We start from the raw sequence: 25,021 nt of genomic DNA, 5'->3' as shown, positions 1-25,021 counted from the left end.
ATGTTTACTTTAAATTTTAGTAATAATTATTTTGCTGGCATCATTGCAACTTCTGGAGTCACTGTTTCTGCTGGAACTTCTTTAGACATCGCTTCTTCTTTAATCTTAGATGCAAGAGTTGCTTTGTCTTTCAACCATTCTTTATAATCTTCTGGGGTATCAATTACAATTTTCATTTGCATATTGTAGTGCGATGTCCCGCAGATTTTATTACAAAGAAGTACGTAATCAAAAGTATACGGATCTAATTCAGCTTGGCCATTGGCAGCCAAATCTTTACTTTTATCTGCACGTAACTTATTAATACGAGCCACTTTTTCGATCATCTCAGGTTTAGCACGCATTTCAGCAGTAGTAATACTTGGAACAAATGCAAACTGAGTCACCATTCCCGGTACACAATTCATTTGCGCTCTAAAATGAGGCATATAAGCTGAATGCAGTACGTCTTGAGAGCGAATCTTGAAAAGCACTTTTTTACCAAGAGGGAGGTGGATTTCATTTGCCATAAAATCATCCTGACCATTAGGATCTGCAGGGTCCATACCTACAGTATTTACACCTTCGATAAAACGAACGTTTGCTTTACCGAGAACATTATCTTTCCCAGAATAGCGGGCTTCCCAAGCAAATTGTTTAGCATATAATTCGACAACAATTACTTCTTCATCTTCGTCAACAAACATAATATTTGTCCAAGCGTACAATCCGTATAAGATAAGTCCAGCCAAAACTATTGCAGGAATAACGCTCCACACAAATTCTAGCCTATCATTATCAGCGAAGTATAATGCTTTTCTGTCATTGATTCCTCTATAAGCAAAAGAGAAGTAATGCAAAAGTCCTTGTGTAATTATCTGCACGATAAAGATTAGAACCATAGAAATCCACATTAGATTATCTACTTCTGCTCCGTGTACCGATGCTGCGTTACTCATCAATGGCAAATCACCATAAAACACAAGACACCAAATAGTAAGGATATAAATAAATCCTAGGAAAAAAAACATTATGTATCCCTGCAGGTTGTTATCATTATCATCTGCAACTTGCGTTGTATTGATATGAGTACCCACCTGGGTTAAATCAAATATTTTAGTTAACTGCCAAATCGCGACAGCCAATAAAACTAAAACTATAATTACCAACAAACTCGTCATCTATCTCTGAATTTAAATATTAATAATGAAAATGTTTACTTTCTTCTATCAATGGATGTCTTTCTGGTAACAAAGGAGATTTCGCCATTGCCGTAAAGACAACAAAGATAAACAATCCAAGAAAGAAAAGAACTGATCCAATTTCAGCAATACCGATAAACCATTGGTCACCTACAGTAGCTGGCATAATCATAACAAAGAAGTCAACGTAATGTCCTAATAAGATAACAATACCAGCCATCACAAGAATCCATGAGATTCGTTTAAAGTCTGTGTTGATCAAAATTAGCACTGGGAATAAGAAGTTCATTCCAATAGTTGCAAAGAATGGGATTTGATAATCTTCAATACGAGTAATGAAGTATGTTACCTCTTCTGGAATGTTTGCATACCATATAAGCATGAATTGTGAAAACCATAAATATGTCCAAAAAATACTGAATCCGAAGATAAATTTAGCCAAATCATGTAAGTGACTTGTATTTACGTTAGGTAGAAGATTTAACGACTTCATAAATATTGTTACTAGCATAATAACAGTAATTCCAGATACAAAGAATGAAGCAAATACATACCACCCGAACAATGTACTAAACCAGTGCGGATCTACCGACATAATCCAATCCCACGACATGATTGATTCTGATACAATAAAGAATACCATAAATATTGCCGAAGCATTAAAATTTTTCTTGTATTGTAAATTGTCTGTAGCTCTATCTTGTGCTAAACAAAATTTCTTAGTGTAGTAGTTATACAGATTCCAACCAATTAAGAATATCGCTGCTCTAGCAATCCAAAATGGAAAGTTTAAATACCCAGATTTATTCTGAATTAATTTATCTGCAGCAACTACATCGGCATCCATCCAAACGAAAAGATGATTAAAGTGTAAACCACTTAAAATTAACAGAATAAAAAATATTATAGATCCAACTGGCAAATATGCAGTTATACCTTGCATTACTCTAAACAATACTGGCGACCATCCTGCTTGCGCTACAATTTGAATAGCATAAAATGCTAAAACTCCCATTGTTAACAACAAAAAGAAGATAGCAGCTACATATACTGCAGCCCATGGTTTGTTGCTCAGCTGATGCAAAACGTGCTCTAAGTGAGCTTGATGCTCCGCATGTTCATCGATTTTGTTATTTTTATTTACATAACTAGAAGAAGCTATTGGCGTCTTAGCAGTTACGACTTTATTTGCTACTAAAGTAGAAGACACAGCAATTGTATCTTTTAAAATAGAAGTATTAGCTACTGAAGAATCTGTTGAAATTACAGCAACTGGAGCTACTACAGTTTTTTCAGTTTCTGTAGTTGTATGCTCTTTGTGCTCCGCAGCGTCATTATGAACAACTGTCGAGTGAGAATCATGACCGTCATGTTGCTCGGCTAGGATTGCCTCTACCTCTTGAACGGTACTTGGTGCAGTGAAAAAAGCATATCCTACTCCTAATAATCCAAGGATCATAAGGATAAAAGAGAATGTTTTTAATTTACTTGAAAATGTATACATATCTATTACAGTCAGTTTGTTCTACAATTATAATTTACTCTTAAGTTCTAGCACATACTTAGCAACCATTCTACGCTCTTTGGCGTTTAATTGATTTTTATACGATCCCATAGAGTTCAATCCATAAGTCTGTACGTGAAAAACACTTTCTTCTGTAAATTCTCTGTCTTTATAGCTTGGAACACCTAAAAACTTTTCTTTAACAACCAAAGGTCCTTTACCGTCTCCCGCTCCACCGTGGCAGATTGCGCAATAAATACCGTAAAGTGCTCCAGCTTTCGCCGAATCATATTCAGCAGCATCTAGTTGAGCTCCTTGAACAGTTTTAGAAAGTAGATACCCTTGAACGTTATCTTCTGATTCATAAACTTCAAATCCTCTACTTACAGTTCCTTCTGGTGGCAATTGAGCTGCGACTCCACCTCTATTGAACACTTCGTGCTCAGAATAAGTTTCATAGCTCACTGCCTCATACATATTAGGGAAGTATTGATAGTTTGGCGCCTTCGTGTCATAACATGAAGTTACCAAAGTTGCAATACCTGCCAAAATTGCTAATCTATATACGATTTTCATATACTAATACTTTTCAATTACTTTAACTTCAACTGCACCTGAATTTTGAAAAAACGATACAAGTTCATCTTCGTTGTGATTACCTACTGCTACTTCCATTAAGAAATGATCGTCTGTTGTACGAACATCAGGATTCTCAGCGGTTTTGAATGGCCATATTCTACTTCTCATATAAAAAGTAATTACCATAAGGTGAGCTGCAAAAAAGACAGTCAACTCAAACATAATAGGAACAAACGCTGGCATATTTTGGATAAAACTAAAGCTTGGTTTACCACCAATATCTTGAGGCCAATCTTGAATCATCATAAAGTTCATCATCCAAGTTGCAAAAGAAAGCCCTATACATCCATAAATGAAAGCACAAATACCTAATCTAGTAGGAGCAAGTCCCATTGCTTTGTCCAATCCATGCACAGGAAAAGGACAAAATATCTCCTCGATATGATGATGAGCAGCACGTGTTTTTACAACTGCATCCATCAATACATCGTCATCATTATACATTGCGTATATTACTTTATTACTCATGGTGTGTCTGTTTATTTTCGTCTCTACGTTTTTTGTAAAATTCTCCAGATGATTTCAAAATTGTTTTCACCTCTGCTTGAGCAATCACTGGGAATGTTCGAGCATAAAGGAGGAAAAGAACGAAGAAGAAACCAATTGTTCCAATAAAAGTTCCAATATCAACAAAAGTTGGTGAGAACATCGTCCATGATGATGGAAGGTAATCACGGTGAAGTGAAGTTACGATAATTACAAATCGCTCAAACCACATTCCGATATTTACTACAATGGAGATTATAAATGAGAACATAATACTAGTTCTCAATTTCTTGAACCACATAAATTGTGGCGAAAAAACATTACACGTCATCATCGCCCAGTATGCCCACCAGTAAGGACCAGTTGCTCTGTTAAGGAAAGCGTATTGCTCATACTCCACTCCAGAGTACCAAGCCATAAATAATTCTGTAATATAAGCTACACCCACTATAGATCCTGTAATCATAATTACAATATTCATAAGTTCGATGTGCTGTAATGTAATATATGCTTCAAGGTTTGACACTTTTCTCATAATGATAAGAAGTGTGTTTACCATCGCAAATCCAGAGAATACTGCCCCTGCAACGAAGTATGGAGGGAAAATGGTAGTATGCCATCCTGGAATTACCGAAGTAGCAAAGTCAAAAGATACAATAGTGTGTACAGATAATACAAGCGGCGTTGCAAGTCCTGCAAGGATAAGAGATACTTCTTCGAAGCGCTGCCAATCTTTAGCTCTACCACTCCATCCAAAACTTAAAATGGAATAAACTTTTTTATTGAATGGCGTGATTGCACGGTCTCTCAACATTGCAAAATCGGGTAGCAATCCAGTCCACCAGAAAACCATAGAAACAGAAAGGTAGGTAGAAATTGCAAATACATCCCATAAAAGAGGTGAGTTAAAATTCACCCATAAAGATCCAAATTGATTTGGAATTGGCAATACCCAATATGCTAACCATGGACGTCCCATGTGGATAATTGGAAATATACCGGCTTGTACTACAGAAAAAATTGTCATTGCTTCTGCAGAACGGTTAATTGCCATTCTCCATTTTTGTCGGAATAATAATAGTACTGCAGAAATCAATGTTCCTGCGTGACCAATACCAACCCACCAAACAAAGTTGGTGATATCCCAAGCCCAACCTACAGTTTTATTCAAACCCCAGGTTCCAATTCCTGTTGATATAGTGTATATAATACAGCCTATACCCCAAAGAAAAGCTATTAATGCGATGGTAAAAACTGTCCACCATTGTTTGTTTGCACGACCTTCAACAGGCGCAGCAATATCTACTGTGACATCGTGATAAGATTTATCACCAATGATCAATGGTTTTCTAATGGGTGCTTCGTAGTGAGACGACATAATCCTTTATCTTGTTTCTTAATAATTATTTTTGATCCTAGTTATTTCTGACCTTCACGTGGTAGAAAACGTTTGGTTTTGTCCCAATATGTTCTAACAAATGGTACATCCTATCGTTTTGAGCCAATGCAGCTATTTCATTTTCCTCATTGTTTACGTCACCAAATTTAATAGATCCTGGTGAGCAAGCTGCAGAACATGCAGTTTGAAACTCATCTACGTTTACGGCACGTCCTTCTCTTTTGGCAGTAAGTATCGTAAGTTGCGTCATTTGAATACACATTGAACACTTTTCCATTACCCCTCTTGAGCGAACATTCACGTCAGGATTTAATACCATTCTTCCCAAGTCACTATTCATATTATAGTCAAATTCACTATTCTTATTATATAAGAACCAGTTAAAGCGACGAACTTTATATGGACAGTTATTGGCACAGTAACGAGTACCTACACATCTATTATAAGCCATTTGATTCTGACCTTGACGACCATGAGAAGTAGCAGCAACTGGACAAACTGTCTCACATGGTGCGTGATTACAGTGCTGACACATCACTGGTTGAAATGCAACCTGAGGATTGTCTGCAGCGATCTCCATATGCCCAAATCCACCTAGAGAACCATTATCTCCAAATAATCCGTCAAAACCTTCTTTTTTCTCCAGATCCTCAGCAAAAGTATCTTCAGAAGAGTAATATCTATCGATACGCAACCAGTGCATATCACGACTTCTTCTTATTTCTTCTTTACCCACAACTGGCACATTATTCTCAGCATGACAAGCAATAACACAAGCACCACAACCAGTACAAGAGTTAAGGTCAATTGACATATTAAAGTGATGCCCAACAGATCTATCAAAACTTTCCCAAAGGTCTACTTTTGAAGCCTCTACTGGCGTGTGGTCTAAAGATACCATCGGTAAAATATTCCACTCTCTTACATCTTTTGTATTAAATATTTCTAGAGTTGTTTCTTTTATAATATCTCCTCTACCCATCAAGGTTTTCTGAGATTGTACTGAAGCAAACTCATGCTCACCGGCTCCTTTTTTCATTGAAGCTGACTGAACACTATTAAAATCTTTATAAAATTGATACGCATTAATACCAACCTGCATTTCAGTTTTCATGGCTGCAGTTTTTCCGTAGCCAAGCGCAAGACCTATTGTCCCTACTGCTTGACCTGGCTGAACTATAACAGGAACATCCAACGAAATTCCATTAACGGTAATAGTTGCATAACTTCCATTAAGTCCACCATCGGCAACAATTCTGTTTGTCATTTCTAATTTATCAGCATCAGCTTTAGAAACTGTCAAGTAATTATCCCAAGATACTCTCGTAATTGGATCTGGGAATTCTTGCAACCATGGATTGTTTGCTTGCTGCCCATCTCCTAAACCAGTTTTTGTATATAAAACTAATTCGAATTCTCCAGCTGATTTTGCCTGAGCTAAAGCAGAAGCCGCAGCAGAATAATCAGCACTTCCTGCGCCTATTGACGAAGTTGCTGCTGCAGAATACACACCATCATGAATCATTTGATTCCATTTTGAACCTGGAAATGCAGATGATGTATTTGCCTTTATGTAATCGTAAAATTTAACATCAGATCCTGTCCACATTAGTAATGCGTCCTGAAACTGCCTACTATTAAATAATGGTCTTATTGTAGGCTGTGTAATAGATAAAGTACCTGGAGTAAGCATATGGTCATTCCAAGATTCTAAGTAGTGATGAGTTGCAGCACCTATCGTAGATATAGCGGCAGTTTCATCTTCACTCGTTGCAAAGGCAATCGACATCTTAGTCTTTTTTAATCCTTCGACAAAATCTTTACTATTGGCTAATGTATAAACAGGGTTAACACCACTCATAATAAGAGTGTGAATTTTTCCTGCTTTCATATCAGCTACTAGTTGTAACATCTGAGCATTTGAACCCTTTTTAACCAGTCTAGTTCCACCGCTCAAAAAAGCTTGACTACCTAATGCTTGATTTATTGCAAGCACAAGAAGTTGAGCATTTTTATCATCGATCCCAGAAACTAGAAGCCCGTTACTACCGGCAGCCTTAAGTTGTTGGGCTGCTTTGATTACAGATTCTTCTCCTACAATTTTAGTTGTACCTACAGAATTATTAGTAACTATATTGTAAATTTTTACTAACGCCTGTTTTTGTTGCGCCGTAGTCATAGGAATTCTAATATCAGCAGCTGCGCCTGAAAGCGTCATGTTCGACTCCATTTGGAAATGGCGTGACATTTTTCCGTTTTGCGGAATACGACCTGCAGTATATCCCTTATCATAACCACCACCTTGCCAGTCTCCAAGGAAATCTGCTCCTACTGAAACTATAAGTGACGCTTTAGAAAAATCATAATTTACTAATTCTCTTCTACCATGTGCAGCTTCAAAAGCATCTAAAGCCGATGAGCTCGAGACAGCATCATAAACTACATGCTTAGAATTAGGAGTTTTAGCTAAAAATTCCGCTACAACTTTTTCAGTTGAAGGGCTCGCTAAAGTATTTGTAAGTAAAACAACTTGCCCTCCAGTAGATGCAACATCCGCCATATTGGCTTTTACTTTTGCATCGACATCTTTCCAAGAAGCTTGCTTTCCAGCAATACGAGGATTTTTCATTCTCATATTGTCATATAAAGACAATACCGATGCGTGAACTCTTGCATTTGCAGCAAATTGAGCTCCCTCTAATTTATTATTTTCAATTTTAATTGGTCGACCTTCGCGTGTTTTTACAAGAATATTTGCAAAATCAAAACCATCAAATACAGTTGTAGCATAATAATCCGCTACCCCTGGTATAATTTGTTCTGGTTGTACCACATAAGGAATAGATTTGTTAACTGGACCTTCGCACGCAGCTAAAGATGCAGCTGCAGTACTAAAGCCGACGTACTTTAAGAAATCACGACGTGAAGTTGAAGTTGATTCTAGTGTTTCTTTGTCTCCCAAAAAATCACCAACAGGAATCTCTTCAATAAATTCGTTATTTCTAAGCGCCTCAACAATAGAACTATTTTCGTTTAGCTCTTCAACACTTTTCCAGTATTTTTTGTTTGATGACATCGTATATAAATTTGCTTCTTTAATAATTTAATTAATAGTGGCATTTACCACATTCCAACCCGCCCATTTGAGCTGCAGTTAGCTTGTCTACTCCGTATTTCTTAGATAATTCTTCGTGAATTTTTGTGTAATACTCATTACCCTCCATTTTCACATCAGTCTTACGGTGACAATCGATACACCATCCCATTGTAAGTGGCGCAAATTGTTTCATATATTCATACTCCTCAACCGGACCGTGACATGTTTGACATTCAATACCTCCAACTGTAACGTGTTGTGAGTGATTAAAGTAAGCAAAATCTGGAAGATTGTGAATACGAACCCATTTTACTGGCTGCGTTTTTCCTGTATATTGTTGATTCTCTTTATCCCACCCAACAGCTTCGTACAACTTTTGGATTTCTCCATCATAAAATGCTTTTGAATGCTCAGCTGTCGCAGTACCTTCTGCAACTTCAGAGATATTTTTATGACAGTTCATACAAACATTTAGAGAAGGAATACCGGCATTTTTACTTACACGGGCAGCGGAGTGACAAAACTTACAATCTATTTCATTATCACCAGCGTGAATTTTGTGCGAATAATGAATTGGCTGTATTGGCTGATAATTTTGATCTACACCTACTTGCATAAGAAACCCATATATTAGGTAAGCTGCAGTAAGCATAAGAAAAATAGTAGTCACCAAAACCAGAAATTGGTTTTTAGCAAATGCTTTCCAAATTGGCATTGTAGGTTCTTTCGGCCCTACGTGAATGTTGTTGGCTGCGGCTACCTTTGTTAGTACTTTATTTACTAAAACAAGCATAACAAGTAGAACAATCATTACAACTATCAGAGCACCAAGAATTATATTTGGCGATATACCAGCATTATCAGATGCTACAGCAGTTCCCGGAGGCGCAGTAGACGCTGAAGGCGCAGCTAGTTTTTCGTCAGTATATGCTATAATATCATCGATATCAGCATCAGATAATTGAGGAAATGGAGTCATTAGCGCTTTGTTATATTCTTCATATAACTTTACAGCCGCTGGATCTCCAGCCTTAATCATGGCAGTACTATTTTTAATCCACTTGTGCAGCCACTCTGTAGAGTGCTTTGCAGACACACCGCGCAATGCAGGCCCTGTTGACTTAGCATCCATTTTATGACATGCAGCACAATTTGAATTAAATAAAGCTTTACCGTTTACGGCGTCTCCGCCACTTGGTACAGCTGCAGCAGCCTCCATTGGAGCTTCTGCGGCGTCTTGAGCAAAAGAAGTTAATGAAAAGTTGAGCATGAAAGCTAAACTGAAAATTAAAATTCTTGAAATCGACTTATGGTTACCCACTTTTTTCATATCACAAATTAATTATCGACTAAAATTGGTATGGTTGTTGAAAATCTAGCACTTGTTGCCGATTTTCCAAAACTTGGACAAAAATACGATTTACTACCTTTGTAAAAAACCTTAATTCTATCTTAAGGAACAATTTATAAACATTCTAAATAAATTATTGAAACCTAATTTCTTATTAATAATTACATTTGCATACAAATCACTTTGTTATGAAACAAAATACCATACAATCATTCATTTACTCGATAATGTTAATGACGTTTTTTAACACAAATTCGTCTGCGCAGCAAGGATCAGTAACTCTTAGTCAAGATGCTAATTTTGAGCAGCTTTTAAATGAAAAAAGGAAAATTAATTCAAGTTTAATAGCTAACAATAGGTATAAAATTCAAATTTTTAACGGAGACAATGCATCTTCAAAAAAGCAATTATTAGATTTTAAAAGAGAGTTTAGGCAGTATGAATCAACAATTGTCTTTAGTACTCCGATCTATAAAGTATGGGTGGGCAGTTTTAAAAGTAGAATAGAGGCGGAGAGAAATCTTGAAATTCTAAAGAAAAAGTATCCCAAAGCCTTTTTGATTAAGCCTAATTAATCAACAGAATTACATATATCATATAAAAAGCGAGCTACTAGCCCGCTTTTTTGTTTTTATTAGTTATCTCTTGATGCGAACGATGCTTAATAGCTTTATCAAGATGATCAAAGAAATTGATATATACTTAAATACTTATCAGCGTTTGACATTCTCAAGACTTTAAAGTCGAATACTAAAGATTTTACGAAATGGCTTGCTACAGCATACAAATCTGCTAAGATTTCTTTCGGCGAAAGCCATATACTAATTTGTAGAATTTTAAAGAAATACGCAAATAGATTTTTGATACAAACGTGTGCAAAATTGCAACTGAGTTTCAAGGAAATGAATGAATCGGAGTGTTAATGATGTCCCGATATAAGGAGCTACCTATACCGCAAAAAAGTTCTATTAAGAGTTCTTTCGGCGAAAGCCAGACATTGGTTTTTGAAGTTTAAAAGAAATTTCCACATAATGTTTAGATAAAACAGTGTACAAAAACGCAACTTAGATTCGGTAAAACACGAAAATGCGTTTTACAAATGTCTCGCTAGAATCGATGGAAACAGCACAAAAAAGTTCTGCTAAGAGTTTTTTCGGCGAAAGCCACATATTAGTTTTTAAAGTTTTAAAGAATACCAAAATAATCTTTAGATAAAAATAGTGTGCAAAAGTGCAGTTAAGTTTCGGAAAAGTATGCATATGCGTTTTATAGCTGTCTTCCTAGAATCCTTGGAAATAGCACAAAAAAGTTCTGCTAAGAGTTCTTTCGGCGAAAGCCACATATTGGTTTTTGATTTTCGAAATGGATATCCAAAAAATCCTTAGATTAAAAAGGTGTTCAAAAGTGCAAAACCGAATTAGGACTACTATGAAAGTAAGAAATCGTAAAAGCTAGTTTTAATGCAACAGCTATATTGTGAGATTAAACATTAGACTATAAATACAATTCTTTAGACAAAACCAGCAATAATATCATCCTCTCCTTCTCTTTCGTTCCTAGAAATTAGACACAAAAAAAGACCTGATTGCTCAGGTCTTTTAAAATAAAATATTTTAATAAACTATTTAAGTTTTTTCTTAACCGCAACTTCTTGGTAAGCTTCGATAATATCAAGCTCCTCGATGTCGTTGAAACCTTTAACTTGAATACCACAATCGTATCCTTTTGACACCTCTTTTACGTCGTCTTTAAATCGTTTAAGAGCCGTAAGTTCACCTGTAAATACCACAACACCTTCACGGATTACGCGGATTCTAGAGTTTCTGAAGATCTTACCATCAGTAACCATACAACCTGCAATACTACCCACTTTAGAAATTTTGAATATCTCTCTAATCTCTGCAGTACCGGTAACTTCTTCCTTCATTTCTGGAGAAAGCATTCCTTCCATTGCATCACGAAGGTCATCAATTGCATCGTAAATAATAGAGTAATTACGGATATCGATTTCTTCTTTGTCAGCAAGTTGACGCGCATTTCCAGCAGGTCTCACGTTAAATCCGATAATGATTGCATCTGAAGCAGAGGCCAACATAACGTCGGTTTCTGTAATAGCACCAACACCTTTGTGAATAATATTGATTTGAATTTCTTCTGTAGATAATTTAGAGAATGAATCAGATAATGCTTCAACCGAACCATCAACGTCACCTTTAAGGATAATGTTCAATTCTTTAAACTGACCAAGAGCAATACGACGTCCAATTTCATCAAGAGTAATGTGACGTTGTGTTCTTACAGATTGCTCACGCATTAATTGAGTACGTTTGGCAGCAATAGCTTTCGCTTCTTTTTCATCGGCAAGAATGTTGAATTTATCTCCTGCAGTTGCTGCTCCGTCAAGACCTAGAACAGAAACGGGAGTCGAAGGACCTGCGCTCATCACGACATTTCCTCTTTCGTCATTCATTGCTTTAATCTTACCGTGATGTTTACCAGCAAGCATGTAATCTCCTACTCGAAGGGTACCTTCTTGCACTAATATAGTAGAAACATATCCTTTTCCTTTGTCAAGGAAAGCTTCCACTACCGTACCAACAGCAGCTTTATCTTTATTTGCTTTAAGGTCAAGCAATTCTGCCTCTAGCAATACTTTCTCTAATAATTCTTTTACGCCTGTTCCAACTTTCGCAGAAATATCATGTGACTGAATCTTTCCACCCCAGTCTTCTACAAGTAAGTTCATACCTGCTAGACGTTCCTTAATTTTCTCAGGGTTTGAGTTAGGCTTGTCAATTTTATTGATAGCAAAAATAATAGGAACATTTGCAGCTTGTGCGTGACTAATTGCCTCTTTGGTAGTTGGCATGATATCATCATCGGCAGCTACAACAATAATAGCGATATCTGTAACCTGTGCACCACGCGCTCTCATCGCTGTAAACGCCTCGTGTCCTGGAGTATCTAGGAATGCTATTTTTTGTCCGTTGTCTAGAGTTACTCCGTATGCACCAATGTGCTGGGTAATTCCACCCGACTCACCTGCAATTACATTTTCTTTTCTAATATAATCTAGAAGAGATGTTTTACCGTGGTCAACGTGACCCATTACCGTAACAATAGGAGCTCTAGTTTCTAGATCTTCTGGATTGTCTGCTACTTGCGCAATAGAATCTTCCAGATCTGTAGTAATAAACTCTACGTTGAATCCAAATTCATCTGCAACAATGGTAAGCGTTTCAGCATCGAGACGCTGATTTTGCGTTACCATGATTCCAAGCATCATACAAGTTCCAATTACTTTATTAATTGGCACATCCATCATTATAGCAACTTCTCCTACGGTAACAAATTCTGTAACCTTAATTGTTGTACTACCTTCCTCTAGAGTTCTTTGCTCATCATCAGTTTTCTGACGGTGCGTGTCTCTCTTGTCTCTACGATATTTGGCAGCTTTTGATTTACCACCTTTACCTTGAAGTTTTTCAAGAGTTTCTCTAATTTGGTTTTTAACTTCTTCCTCTGTCGGCTCTACCTTTGCAACGATTGCAGGTCTGTTTCCGCGAACGAATCCAGGACGTGATCCTCTGTTTGCCGCAGCGCCACCAACATTTGGTGTAATTTTATTTGGGTTAACTTGACCTGGCGCTAGTGGCGGTCTTGTACTTACTGTTCCCGGTTTTGGCGCAATTCTTTTGCGTTTGTTTTTATTATTTGCGGCTGCTCCTGCTGCTCCTGGTTTATTAGGAGTTATTTTAGGCTCTTCTTTTTTCTTCTTTGGTTTCTCAAATTTAGAAAGGTCGATAGTTTGCCCTGTTAGAGTAGCACCCGTTAATTTTTTATATTGAGTTGCAACAAGTTCTTCCGTCGGCTCTGTAGGGACATTAGTGCCCTGCACCGGAGTTTCTTTTTGTGTTGACTCTTCTTTTGCAGCTGTTGGCTGAACCTCTGCAGGAGTTTCAATCTTCGCTTCAGTTTTGGTAGTCTCGTCTTTAGCAACAGGCTTTTCAGCTTTTACTTCGGGTGTAGAGGGCTTATCAGTCATAACCTTTTTTGGTTTTTCTGTAGTAAGCTTGTCAACTGCTGGTTTTTCCATTTCTGGTTTTTGGGCAGCTGGCTTTTCAACTTGAGGTATTTCTGCTACTGGTTTTTCAACTTTTGCTTGTTCTACTGCGGGTTTAGCAACAGCTTCTGCCGTTACTTCTTTCGCAACTTCTATATCTTTGGACGGAGTTGGCTGAGCCGTTTTTGCGGCGGGTGCTTTTGCAGTTTCTGCAGGAGCAGCTTTCTTCGGGTTAAGATCAATTGTTCCTACTTGCTTAGGACCTGCAAGTGTAGCTCTCGCTTTTACAACTTCCTGTGCTTTCTGACGCTCTTCATCTTGACGACGTTTGTCCTCAATTTCCTTTTCACGTTCAATTCTTAGCGCTTCTTTTTCTTTACGCTTTTCTTCTCCCACTTCTTTCGAAGCTTCTTTATTGCCCTTATCGCCCGCAAATTGTTTCTGCAAGATTCCATACTCCGCATCAGAAATTTTCGCGTTTGGATTTGCATCAATAGCGATTCCGCTATCTTTTAGATAATCCACGGCTCTTTCTAACGAAATATTGAATTCCCTTAAAACCTTGTTTATTCTTATTACTCTATCTTCAGACATAAAAAACCTTTATTATTACCTTTTGTTGTGTTGCTGTACTGTCTACATGCTTTTAATTGTCAAGCTCATCTTTCAAAATTCTCATTACATCGAGAATAGTCTCTTCTTCAAGGTCAGTTCTTTGCACTAGATCTGCTACATCATGTTTAAGGATGCTTAGCGCTGTATCCAACCCTACTTTGGCGAATTCTTGAATAATCCACCCTTCTATTTCGTCAGAAAACTCAGATAATTCAACATCTTCGTCTTCAATGACACTACCTTCACGTATTACGTCTAGCTCATAACCTGTTAGCAAACCAGCCAGTTTGATGTTATGACCACCGCGACCAATTGCTTTTGAAACTTCTTCAAGTTGCAAAAACACTTCTGCGTGTTTTGTTTCTTCATTAATTTTTATTGATGATACTTTAGCAGGACTCAATGCTCTTGTAATAAACAATTGCGTGTTTGTCGTGTAATTGATTACATCAATATTTTCATTTCCTAGTTCACGAACGATTCCATGGATACGAGAGCCTTTCATACCTACACAAGCTCCTACAGGATCAATTCTATCATCATAGGAATCTACCGCTACCTTAGCTTTTTCGCCAGGAATTCTTACTACAGCCTTCACCGTAATTAGTCCATCTGCTACTTCAGGAATCTCTTGTTCAAACAATTTCTCAAGGAAAATATCTGAAGTTCGAGACATAACAATCTGCGGTTTATTGCCTTTAAGCTCTACACTTTCTATAATACCGCGTACGCTATCTCCCTTTCTAAAAAAGTCAGAAGGAATTTGTTTTTCCTTTGGCAATACTATTTCATTATTCTCATCATCGATAAGAATCACTACTCTAGGACGCACATGATGTACTTCGGCGGTGTAAATGTCGCCAATTAAATCTTTAAATTGCTTATAAAGATTGGTATTGTCATGTTCGTGTATTTTTGAAATTAAATTTTGGCGCAAAGCTAAAATAGCTCTTCTACCTAAATCTACTAATTTTACTTCCTCTGAAACCTCTTCGCCAATTTCGAAATCCTTCTCAATTTTTCTAGCATCAGTTAATGTAATTTCCAGATGGTCTAAATCTAAATCATCGTCAGCTACAATTACTCTTCGCTGCCAAATTTCCATATCTCCCTTATCTGGATTGATGATAATATCAAAATTTTCATCAGATCCGTATTTCTTTTTTAATGCATTACGGAATACATCTTCTAGAATCGCCATCAGAGTTACGCGATCAATTAACTTGTCGTCTTTAAATTCTGAAAATGATTCGATTAATGCTATATTTTCCATGCGAAGTCTTTATTTTAAAATATTATAATAACGATTGATTCTTTTATATCTGCAAAAAGCACATCTTGCCTTTTCTGTACTGTTTCTTTACCTTTCCCTAACTTTTTGGGCTCCCGTGCTTCCCACTCTAAGGTGATTTTTTCATCATCTACTGAGGTTAAAATTCCTTCAATAGTTTCACTTGCTGTTTTTACTTTTAGAGTACGGCCAATATTCTTCTTGTACTGACGAACATTTTTTAGAGGCTTAGAAACTCCTGCCGAAGCTACTTCAAGAGAGAAATCCTGTTCTTCACGATCCAAATTATTCTCTACTGCGCGACTAATATCGATGCAATCTTGTAATGTAACGCCATTGTCTCCATCAATTGCCACAATAATTTTGAAAGCATCTGTAATTTCCAGATCAATCAAAAAAAGTGAGGGATGGCTAGCTATAGCTTCGTCTAGTAAATTTAAAACTTTTTCTCTAAATGTCATAATTTTATAAAAAGAGGGGACTACTGTCCCCTCATTATCTAGTATTCTAATAAATAACGGTGCAAATGTAGTGATTTTTTTTGTAAAATTAAAAGCATTGCTGAATGTTAAATTTTTCCTACCTTTATAAACAATCAAATTACACTAATAAATAATTATATCAACCCTTAAAAAAACATCCTTTATGAAAAAAATATTAGTCCCTACCGATTTTTCTAAGCACGCAACAAATGCTTTAAAGGTTGCTGTTCAAATTGCAAAAGAGCACGATGCCGAAATTGTTTTACTCCATATGCTTGAGTTGCCGCAACAGACAAGTGATGCTTTAGATCGTGGAAGTGAAATTCCAGAAATTATGCTTTACAAGAAAATGGCTGTCCAACGAATTGATGATCTAACAAAAAGCGATTTGCTTTCTGATGTAAAAGCGAGCAACATAGTACAATTTGAACGTGCATTTGAAGGAATCTTAGCAATTTCTAAAGAAAATGATATTGATTTAGTAGTAATGGGATCTCATGGTGCAAGCGGATTCAAAGAAATGTTTATTGGATCGAATACTGAAAAGGTTGTGCGTTCGTCTGAGGTGCCTGTCTTAGTTATTAAAAATGAGACAGATCATTTTAAAACTAAAAATATGATTTTTGCATCAGATTTTACAGATGAAGTAAATGAACCATTCAAGAAGGTATTAAAATTTGCAGATATGCTTGACGCAGAATTAAAACTAGTAATGATTAATACTCCTAATAGCTTTAAAACTACTGCAGTTGCGGAGAAAATGATGACTGATTTTGCCGATCGTTTTGAGATGTCTCACTTAAAGAAATTCATTTACAACGATGCAAATATTGAAAAAGGAATTTTAAATTTTGCACATACCGTAAATGCCGATCTTATCGCAATCTGTACACATGGTCGTACTGGAATGGCGAGATTGCTTAACGGTAGTATCAGTGAAGATTTAGTGAATCGCACCTCTATTCCTATGGTGACGTTTAAAATCTAAGAAATTTTTTGAAAAATAAACATAAAAAAAACTCCTCATAATTTGAGGAGTTTTTTTGTTGGTCTACTAGGACTCGAACCTAGAAAGACTGCACCAAAAACAGTTGTGTTACCATTACACCATAGACCAATTGCTACGCGGCTGCAAACTTATGCATTATTTTGAAAGTTCCAAATGAAAATAAGGAAATTGGCAATATGTTTTATTTTGCGCTGTAAAGTTCCAATAATAACACCCAAAGCAATCAGAAATTAAAGAATAATAAAGTTTTTATCTTCGACCAATTGGTTTTTTTGAGCGTTCCCTTCAGTCGGGCTTTACACTCCCAATCTTTCTGGACCGAAAAGACCTGATAAAGATTTCCGCTACAAATGAAATTCATCGAATTCCTATGGAAATATTATCTTATGAGATAATCCCTAACGCAAATTCTCCCCAAACTCCTCCGATATTTCGACGGGCTCAATAACCAAGGAGGAGGAGCCTGGACGTAAAGGTATTATTGAAAATTAATTAAAATTAGAGTCTTGGTTCATGAGCTTTTGGAAGGGCGAAATAATTATTTTGAATCCTTACAATTCGAAAAAAAAACCGATTCGTGCACATAAAATAAAAAAATTATAGCTCCACTTGCACCCTACCACCTCTAAGCAAATCTGAATAACTCATTTTCAAGTTCTCATTTTGAGAAATAATTTGCGTAATACTTACCGTTTTCAAAAGATCGCCACGTTCCATTATTACATTCACTCCAACATCTTCCGAATGATTTCCAAAATGGAATTCAGCGATTTTAACGGAAGTCAGATTTGATATATTTTTTTTGATGAAATTTTCAAACCACTTTTGACGTAATTGTTTCTGCTCTTCAGAATATAATTGTGCAGCTGACCAAATATGAGGATGATTGACTTCGAGATTTCTCAAATGCTTTTTGTTTCCGTCCCAAATCACTTCGGTTAAAGAAACCACCTTGCCCTCTTGATGCTGAATCGAGACAATTGTAAATGGCTCGACATTGTGCAGGTGATAATTTTGAAAGAAATTCTTAGTTGAAAGTTGTGATTTGGTTAAATCGATTAAAATTGTACCTCGGCTAATTGTGTGGTACTCTTGTTTTGTATGAGTTCCAATGCCACCATTAAGTAAACAGTTGATCTTCCCCAGATTGCTCATTGCAATCCAAGACCCACCAGATACTTCATCTTTGGGAAAGGCGAGCTGAACCGTTCCGAAATCATAAATCATCGGAGCTATAGTTGGGCGCCTTGAGTCTTCATCACGATTTGAAGTGAGCACAAAACTGCCGTCAACGGTTTTGGGGATATAACTTACGGTACACATTATTATAATTTAGATGAAGTTAGAATTGTTAGTAAGCAAGATGCGAAATAAATGAATCATTTCCACTATACTAATTTCAACCACTTCTTCCAATACACTTTTCCGTAGCTGCAAAATATCTCCTCGCCAGATTTTATCTTACGCAAAGCAATTAAGCCAACATGTCCATCATCGTCAAAAGCAATTTTCGAATTATTCTTGAAATTAGTTTCAGAATTGACGCTCGCATCATTTGCATATTTTGCAAAACAATCTGAATTCATAGAATCCAAAGTTGATCCGTCGGGCATCATTATAAAATATCGGTCATTTCCTTTTTCGGCACGCTCTGCTGCTTGAGAATCGTTGAGAATATCGCCCGTAAAAACAGCAATCATTTCGTCCTTATAAATATCGATAGCGGTAAAAAGTCCGTTACCGGAATTTGTTATTTGAGAAGTCGCGACATAGAGATAGTCGGATTCTGAAGCATCGATTTTATTATAGGAGATGGTTTTCATTTTTAATCTTTTTTAATGGTCTGCCATACTTTTGTAAATATTGTGCTTTTTTATAATTGCAGGCACGAGAGAGTTGCTCACGTTAGAAAATTAAATAATTTGAAATTGACTATCGATTATTTCTGCTTTGATAAATTTTAGTAACATCTGATCTCAAAAATATGAATTTAAACAAAAATCTCAACTTAATGTTCCTCCGTGTTAGGGATGGAAACGACCCGAGCGAAGCGAACTGGCGAAGCACATCCTTTGCTGCCTAAGCAAAACTTGGAATTCTGAAAACTAATCGTGCTGGCAGCAAAGATACAGTGGACAGCCCGGCGGCGGCTTGCAGAAAATTTCTAGCTTGAAAACTAAATTTGTAGCCGACGCAACACTTAAATAATTCGAAAAAAAGAGAAGCTATTTTTTTACCAACTTAATTTTGTAGCTGTCCGCATCGGTGTTGACCGCGCCTATATACAATCCCGATTGCAAATCTACAATATTTACGCTGTTGTCTTCTGACTTGTATTTTCCCACCAATCTACCTGAGTAATCATAGATATCTATGCTTACGATATTTTTGTCGGTTCTAAAATACATTAAATCCTGAACTGGATTAGGATAAAATCTAGCATTCTGATTATGGAAACTTTCGATATTTAAATTAGAGCTTTTTAAATATTTTATCAAGCAAGGCCTTTGAGGATAAAAGCCATCTATACTTGGACAAGAACCACAAGTAATGATGGAATCCTCATTATATACATATCCAAATGTTTTGTTATCACTTGGGAAAAGTTCATTTATAATAACTCCATTTTGACCGAAATTCTGATCCATACTTCCATCCATATTGATTTGTGCCAAAAAAGTTTTATCATAAGGCGCTGTTGCAACGCTGTTTACATCTCCGTGAATAAGGATTTTATTCGCGTGCTTCTCAATACTTTGAACGAATTTGACAGTAGCGGTATTTGGAAGCACGTCAACAATAGCTTCACCATTATTACCGAAATTAGAATCTAAAATACCATTCACATATTTTTTTACTACAACTAGAGTTTCCAAATGCATTGCTACTTGCACCACTCGCCCGCCAGAAACATACATCGCGTTGGAATCGTCATCAATATAAAAGTAGTCAATGACCATAGTGCTAGAATTTCCAGTAACAATACCATTTTGCCCAAAAGACATATCATAGCTCAGAGCAGAAGTATTGTATTTTGAAATATAATTGTTGCCTTCATAACTACTAAATAATATATATACGAAGTCACCTTTGATATTTGCCAAGACTGGTGTATAAATCTCGCTATTGTACGATAAATCTATATATCCATTAGTGCCAAAATTAGTGTCGAGCTGACCTTGGCCGTTTATCTTTTGGATGGTGACAGTATGAGTGTTATCATCGTCTATGTACCCGTTATATCCTACGATTGTTAATCCGTCCTCGCTAGATTTCTCGACACCTATGGTTCGTAGTCCAAATTCGAAGCTGCTTAAATAGCTTCCATTTGTTCCGTAGTTTAAATCTAAGGTACCGTCTAAATTGATTTTGGTTACCTGGGCGATGTAAAAGCCTGCGGCTTCAAAATTATCTGGAAGTACGCTTGTAATCAATAAAAGTTTATTGTTGCTTGTTAATTTGAGCTGACTAAATCTGTTACCCAGGAATAACCCATCTGGACTTTGAGGCATCAATACAAATCCATTTGTGCCAAAAGTTAAATCTACGATACCATTTAAATCATATCTTATTAGATAGCAAGTTTGATCAAAACCTATACTAGTAGCATAAATTTTGTCATTTACCTGCAAAACATCCCTTAGAATTAAATCACCTTGATATGCTGGCGAAAGCGTGTAGCCATTGTTAGTACCAAAATTCGAATCGATAAACTCATTTTGTGCTTGATTGCTGAAAAATTGAAAAAATAAAAATGCGGATAAAATAATTTTCAATTTCATAATATTAATATTTAATTGTCGGTCAGTTATGATTGCAATTTATACTTTAAATTAATACAATTTATATTTTTTACATAAATTAAGTTATGTAAAAACAACGAGTTAGATCGTAGTAAATCTGATTTTTGAAATTACAATAAGTAGTTCATAAAACTTGTAGCAGTACAATATTGTGGTGAGTTTATTAATTTTGATAGTGGACAAGGGCAAGACGCTCGCGTGTCCAAACTGCATAATTATGAACCAAAGCTCGGATTTTCATATCGTTCAAGTAAAACTATAGCGAAACTCAAATATATGATTTTTGCACAAAAACCTCAACTTAATGTTCCTCCGTGTTAGGGATGGAAACGGCATCCTTTGCTGCCTAAGCAAAACTTGGAATTTTGAAAACTAATCGTGCTGGCAGCAAAGATACAGTGGACAGCCCGGCGGCGGCATTCATAAAATTTCTAACTTGAAAACGAATTTTCTAGCCGACGCAACACCCAAATAATTCGAAAAAAGTAAAATAAATGGCAACTTATCGTCGTGTTGAAAATCTCCCTGAAGAAATATATTTCGGAAATTGCCTAAAAAGAGAAACCCCATAACAATTAAGTTACAGGGTTTTTTCAAATTGTTGTTGGTCTACTAGGACTCGAACCTAGAAAGACTGCACCAAAAACAGTTGTGTTACCATTACACCATAGACCAATTCTGATTCGGGTGCAAATTTATAACATTTTCTCAATGGTGCAAACAAAAAATGAAAAAAAGTGAAAATATTTTTTTTACTACTTCGTTACATAAAAAAGCATTTTCTTTGTTGTGATAAAAAATAATACTTTCTCTTAATATGATGGCATTTAATTTTAAGAAGTGGAATACGATTTTGGGTTGGACTGCATTTGCAATTGCACTCATCACTTACACTCTAACCGTAGAGCCGACCTTGAGTTTTTGGGATACGGGCGAATATATTGCAACCTCTGCCAAGCTTCAAGTAGGACACCCTCCAGGGGCGCCACTATTTCAAATGCTTGGTGCTTTCTTTGCAATGTTTGCGTTAGAAAACACGCAAGTGGCGTTAATGGTCAATATGATGTCGGTATTTTCTAGCGCATTTACCATCCTATTTATGTTCTGGTCGACAACAATTTTGCTAAAAAAGATCATTTCAAACTTTGCTACTCTTGACCAAAATGCTGAAGTTGCTTTGCTTGGAAGTGCTTTTGTTGGATCGCTTGCTTTCGCATTTTCTGACAGTTTCTGGTTTAATGCGGTGGAAGCGGAAGTATATGCTATGGCGTCTTTCTTAATTGCATTGCTGTTTTGGTTGGGACTTCGTTGGGAGCAAGAAATGCATTTACCACGGGGAAATAAATGGCTTCTGCTTATTTCGCTAGTAGTGGGACTGACTTTCGGCGTACACTTTATGGCATTATTGACCATACCTGCGATCGGATTTTTGTATTATTTCAAAAATTATCAAACGATAACCACCAAGAATTTTATCATAGCTAATATCATCGTGGTTGGTGTCCTCCTGTTTATATTCCAATTGTTGCTGCCATGGACGCTTGCCTTCTTCGGGAAAAGTGAGGTTTTTATGGTCAATACTTTCGGAATGCCTTTCAATAGCGGGACTATAATTGCTGGGCTGATTTTAATTGGACTTTTTTACTACTTTCTAAATTATACTAACAAAAAAAACTTGCCGTTTTATAACACGCTTATTCTTTGCGTGCTATTTATATTCATCGGATTCTCTACCTGGCTAATGCTACCTATTCGTGCAAATGCGAATGTAGTAATTAACGAAAATAAACCTTCGGATGCTGCCGAAGTTTTGGCTTACTACAATCGTGAGCAGTATGGTTCGAATGCATTGTTCTACGGAAAACAGTTCTCAGAGATGTTTGCAGGACTGGACCCTGACAAACCTTATTTGGACAAAAAACCAAATTATGAGCGTGATTACAAGACTGGAAAGTATGTAATTACCAATAATTGGAAAGATGCTGAGCAAAATAGCGATGATTATCATAAGACTATTCTGCCTCGAATGTGGAGCACTGATCATGCCGAAAATTACATGAACTTTACAAATCCGCTAGAGTTTAAAATCAATCCCAACTACGACTACGAAAGTGAACTGGGCAAGTATGGAATTGATGTCGAGAATATTAGTGACGAAGAGTTACAAGGTGCAGTCGCGCAATTGCAAAATGAAGTTAACAAAACGGTTAAAGAATTTAGGATCGCTTATGCCCAAGATAAAATTGACAATTCTGGTTATCTTGAATTCTTAAAAAGCTACGGAGATTATCTGATTATCGAAAAACCGACTACGGTAGACAATTTCAAATTTATGTTTGAATATCAGTTTGGCTATATGTATTGGAGATACTTGATGTGGAACTTTACCGGAAGGCAGAACGATGTACAAGGAAAATACGACAATCTTGATGGAAACTGGTTGAGCGGAATTACTTTTATTGACGAAATGCACTTGGGACCGCAGGACAATTTACCAAGTGATGTGCTGAATAATAAAGGTCGTAATACGTATTTCTTCTTGCCATTTATTCTGGGGATTATCGGTTTGGTGTTCCACGCCAAAAAAGATCAGAAAAGTTTTTATGTCTTGTTAGTGCTATTTCTGTTTACAGGTTTTGCCTTGAAGATCTACCTTAACGAGCGTCCATTTGAACCTCGAGAGCGTGACTATGCTTTAGTCGGATCGTTTTATGTCTTTGCGATTTGGATTGGAATTGGAGTTTATGCCATCTATGATTTTATCAAAAAATACCTTCAGCCGAAAATCGCGGGTCCTATCGTAATTGCAGTTTGCTTATTGGCAGCTCCTGTATTGATGGCAGCTCAAAACTGGGATGATCACGATCGTTCTGACCGCTATACAGCTTTGGCAATAGCCAAAAACTATTTGCAAGGATGTGAGCCGAATGCCATTTTATACACGATTGGAGACAACGACACCTTCCCTCTTTGGTATGCACAAGAAATTGAAGGTTTTAGAACCGATGTTAAAGTGGTAAATACTAGTTTGTTTATGACTGATTGGTATATCGATTCGATGAAAGCCAAATCATATGAGGCCGAAGGTCTTCCGATATCTTTTGAACATTCTCAATATGTTGGTGACAAACTTGATGCAGCAATCTACAGCCCTCGTACAGAAGCGAGAATTGGACTTGACGAGTTTATGAACTTCATCAAAAGTGATGATCCACGTACAATGGTAGAAATGCGCAACGGTCAGAAACTTCATTTCTTCCCAACAAATAAACTTAGAATTCCAGTTAATAAGGAACATATTATAAAAAACAAAGTAGTAAGTGAGCAGTATTATGATTCGATCGTTCCGTATATTGATGTAGATATCAAAGGTTCGGCGCTATACAAAAATAGAATTATGATGCTTGACGTTATGCTAAATAATGATTGGAAACGTCCTATTTATTTTACCGGAGGTTCTTTTGGAGATGACGATTATATGTGGATGAAAGATTATCTGCAACTTGACGGATTGATATACAAACTTGTTCCACTTAAAAATCCAGTTGCCAAAGCAGCAAGTCCACTGGATATGGGACAAATAGATAGTGAGAAAATGTACAAGATTGTGATGGATTGGCATTGGGGAAATAGTGGTAGCACCGTAATCTATCACGATCCCGAAACACGAAAAAACAGCATTACCTACCGCACAAATATGGCTAGATTGATGGAGCAGCTTATCAATGAAGAGAAAATTGACAAAGCAAAAAATATAATCAATCTTGCAATGAAAGAGATGCCGGTGGATTATTTTGGATATTACACGATGCTTGAGCCGTTTGCAGCAGGATATTATGCCGTTGGCGAAGAGTCAAAAGGGCGCGCGCTGATTATAAAATTGGCTGGAAAATATCAAGAATCTTTAAATTTCTATGCAGGGTTACCTTCTTCAAGTCAGAATGCAATTGCAATTACTATTATGACGGATATTGAGCGTTACCGAAGTTTGTTATTGGTCATTCAAGATCAAGACCCTAGTTTCTATAAAACGGAAAAAGTTCGTTTTAATCAGATGAATGAGCGTTTCAAACGTTTTGGTCGCAAGAATGAATAGAAAAT

At 36.6% G+C, this 25,021-nt stretch carries 16 protein-coding genes and 2 tRNA genes; 3 read left to right on the top strand and 15 right to left on the bottom strand.

All coding sequences use genetic code 11. The features are described from left to right. Window positions 1–26: 26 nt before the first annotated feature. Genes SBO79_RS04980 through SBO79_RS04950 form a run of 7 tightly spaced genes read right to left on the bottom strand, consistent with a single transcriptional unit; the run spans window position 27 to window position 9,636 of the window. The gene (locus SBO79_RS04980) at window positions 27–1,160 is read right to left on the bottom strand and encodes a cytochrome c oxidase subunit II (RefSeq protein ID WP_318642532.1); all 1,134 of its coding nucleotides are present in this window, start codon (window positions 1,158–1,160) and stop codon (window positions 27–29) included. A 19-nt stretch (window positions 1,161–1,179) separates the two neighbouring features. Further along, window positions 1,180–2,685 carry a quinol:cytochrome C oxidoreductase gene (locus SBO79_RS04975; RefSeq protein WP_318642530.1) on the bottom strand — a complete coding sequence of 502 codons (1,506 nt, stop codon included), beginning with the start codon at window positions 2,683–2,685 and terminating at the stop codon, window positions 1,180–1,182. Between the two features lie 27 nt (window positions 2,686–2,712). Next, window positions 2,713–3,261, bottom strand: a complete 549-nt coding sequence (locus SBO79_RS04970; RefSeq protein ID WP_318642528.1) for a c-type cytochrome — start codon at window positions 3,259–3,261, stop codon at window positions 2,713–2,715. Window positions 3,262–3,264: 3 nt separating this feature from the next. Continuing rightward, complete coding sequence (locus tag SBO79_RS04965) at window positions 3,265–3,792, bottom strand: DUF3341 domain-containing protein (RefSeq protein WP_318642525.1); 528 nt, start codon at window positions 3,790–3,792, stop codon at window positions 3,265–3,267. Continuing rightward, complete coding sequence (gene nrfD, locus SBO79_RS04960; protein ID WP_318642524.1) at window positions 3,785–5,188, bottom strand: NrfD/PsrC family molybdoenzyme membrane anchor subunit; 1,404 nt, start codon at window positions 5,186–5,188, stop codon at window positions 3,785–3,787. Before nrfD ends, SBO79_RS04965 begins: the two co-directional genes overlap by 8 nt. A 37-nt stretch (window positions 5,189–5,225) precedes the next feature. Further along, window positions 5,226–8,285 carry a TAT-variant-translocated molybdopterin oxidoreductase gene (locus tag SBO79_RS04955; protein ID WP_318642522.1) on the bottom strand — a complete coding sequence of 1,020 codons (3,060 nt, stop codon included), beginning with the start codon at window positions 8,283–8,285 and terminating at the stop codon, window positions 5,226–5,228. A gap of 31 nt (window positions 8,286–8,316) precedes the next feature. After that, a complete protein-coding gene (locus SBO79_RS04950; RefSeq protein ID WP_318642520.1) occupies window positions 8,317–9,636 on the bottom strand; it encodes a c-type cytochrome in 1,320 nt (439 codons plus the stop codon). A 209-nt stretch (window positions 9,637–9,845) separates the two neighbouring features. On the opposite strand from SBO79_RS04950, the gene SBO79_RS04945 reads away from it, so the two are divergent. After that, a complete protein-coding gene (locus SBO79_RS04945) occupies window positions 9,846–10,232 on the top strand; it encodes an SPOR domain-containing protein (RefSeq protein ID WP_318642518.1) in 387 nt (128 codons plus the stop codon). A 1,046-nt stretch (window positions 10,233–11,278) separates the two neighbouring features. Here SBO79_RS04945 and infB read toward each other — a convergent pair. Genes infB through rimP form a run of 3 tightly spaced genes read right to left on the bottom strand, consistent with a single transcriptional unit; the run spans window position 11,279 to window position 16,087 of the window. Then, on the bottom strand, window positions 11,279–14,314 hold the full coding sequence (gene infB, locus SBO79_RS04940; protein ID WP_318642516.1) for a translation initiation factor IF-2: 3,036 nt from the start codon (window positions 14,312–14,314) through the stop codon (window positions 11,279–11,281). A 52-nt stretch (window positions 14,315–14,366) separates the two neighbouring features. Continuing rightward, on the bottom strand, window positions 14,367–15,608 hold the full coding sequence (nusA, locus tag SBO79_RS04935; RefSeq protein ID WP_318642513.1) for a transcription termination factor NusA: 1,242 nt from the start codon (window positions 15,606–15,608) through the stop codon (window positions 14,367–14,369). 14 nt (window positions 15,609–15,622) lie between these two features. Then, the gene (rimP, locus tag SBO79_RS04930) at window positions 15,623–16,087 is read right to left on the bottom strand and encodes a ribosome assembly cofactor RimP (protein ID WP_318642512.1); all 465 of its coding nucleotides are present in this window, start codon (window positions 16,085–16,087) and stop codon (window positions 15,623–15,625) included. Between the two features lie 184 nt (window positions 16,088–16,271). Between rimP and SBO79_RS04925 the strand changes: the two genes are divergently transcribed. Next, a complete protein-coding gene (locus tag SBO79_RS04925; protein WP_318642510.1) occupies window positions 16,272–17,096 on the top strand; it encodes a universal stress protein in 825 nt (274 codons plus the stop codon). Window positions 17,097–17,154: 58 nt separating this feature from the next. On the opposite strand, the gene SBO79_RS04920 is transcribed toward SBO79_RS04925, so the two are convergent. The 5 genes from SBO79_RS04920 to SBO79_RS04900 form a co-directional block, all read right to left on the bottom strand. After that, a tRNA-Gln gene (locus tag SBO79_RS04920) sits at window positions 17,155–17,225 on the bottom strand. A gap of 489 nt (window positions 17,226–17,714) precedes the next feature. Beyond that, complete coding sequence (locus SBO79_RS04915; RefSeq protein WP_318642508.1) at window positions 17,715–18,440, bottom strand: NRDE family protein; 726 nt, start codon at window positions 18,438–18,440, stop codon at window positions 17,715–17,717. Between the two features lie 65 nt (window positions 18,441–18,505). Beyond that, window positions 18,506–18,940, bottom strand: a complete 435-nt coding sequence (locus SBO79_RS04910) for an SET domain-containing protein-lysine N-methyltransferase (RefSeq protein WP_318642506.1) — start codon at window positions 18,938–18,940, stop codon at window positions 18,506–18,508. Window positions 18,941–19,342: 402 nt separating this feature from the next. Then, window positions 19,343–20,899: a T9SS type A sorting domain-containing protein gene (locus SBO79_RS04905; RefSeq protein ID WP_318642504.1), complete on the bottom strand. Its 1,557-nt coding sequence runs from the start codon at window positions 20,897–20,899 to the stop codon at window positions 19,343–19,345. 625 nt (window positions 20,900–21,524) lie between these two features. Further along, window positions 21,525–21,595, bottom strand: a tRNA-Gln gene (locus tag SBO79_RS04900). A gap of 142 nt (window positions 21,596–21,737) precedes the next feature. Between SBO79_RS04900 and SBO79_RS04895 the strand changes: the two genes are divergently transcribed. Then, window positions 21,738–25,016 (top strand): protein O-mannosyl-transferase family, encoded by a 3,279-nt coding sequence (locus SBO79_RS04895; protein ID WP_318642502.1) that lies wholly within the window; start codon window positions 21,738–21,740, stop codon window positions 25,014–25,016. Window positions 25,017–25,021: the final 5 nt, after the last annotated feature.

Origin of the sequence: Flavobacterium ardleyense, assembly GCF_033547075.1 — a bacterium.
GTDB classification, from domain to species: domain Bacteria; phylum Bacteroidota; class Bacteroidia; order Flavobacteriales; family Flavobacteriaceae; genus Flavobacterium; species Flavobacterium ardleyense_A.
This window is presented reverse-complemented; position numbering and strand designations above follow the sequence as displayed.